Annotated in this window: 3 tRNA genes and 1 rRNA gene; all 4 read right to left on the bottom strand. The window is 50.5% G+C overall.

The features are described from left to right. Nucleotides 1–28 precede the first annotated feature (28 nt). A tRNA-Lys gene (locus tag SH09_RS14305) sits at nucleotides 29–104 on the bottom strand. Nucleotides 105–112: 8 nt separating this feature from the next. After that, nucleotides 113–188: transfer RNA gene (locus SH09_RS14300), tRNA-Thr, on the bottom strand. Nucleotides 189–197: 9 nt separating this feature from the next. Next, nucleotides 198–273, bottom strand: a tRNA-Val gene (locus tag SH09_RS14295). 10 nt (nucleotides 274–283) lie between these two features. Next, nucleotides 284–394, bottom strand: a 5S ribosomal RNA gene (gene rrf / locus SH09_RS14290); the annotation flags it as partial.

The following is a 394-nucleotide window of genomic DNA, read 5'->3' as shown; positions in this document are numbered from 1 at the left end:
CCGCCACACCCGCGATATATGATTAAAATGGTGAGCCATAGAGGATTCGAACCTCTGACCCTCTGATTAAAAGTCAGATGCTCTACCAACTGAGCTAATGGCTCTTAAATAATGGTGCCGGCCAGAGGACTTGAACCCCCAACCTACTGATTACAAGTCAGTTGCTCTACCAATTGAGCTAGGCCGGCTTATTAAGATGGTGGAGGATGACGGGTTCGAACCTCCGACCCTCTGCTTGTAAGGCAGATGCTCTCCCAGCTGAGCTAATCCTCCGAATATAACTGCCTGGCAACGTCCTACTCTTGCGGAACGTAAGTCCGACTACCATCGGCGCTAAGGAGCTTAACTTCTGTGTTCGGCATGGGAACAGGTGTGACCTCCTTGCCATTGTCAC

This window comes from Staphylococcus gallinarum (assembly GCF_000875895.1).
Taxonomy (GTDB): Bacteria; Bacillota; Bacilli; order Staphylococcales; family Staphylococcaceae; genus Staphylococcus; species Staphylococcus gallinarum.
Note: the sequence above shows the minus strand (reverse complement) of the source record. Positions and strands in the feature narration are given on the sequence as shown.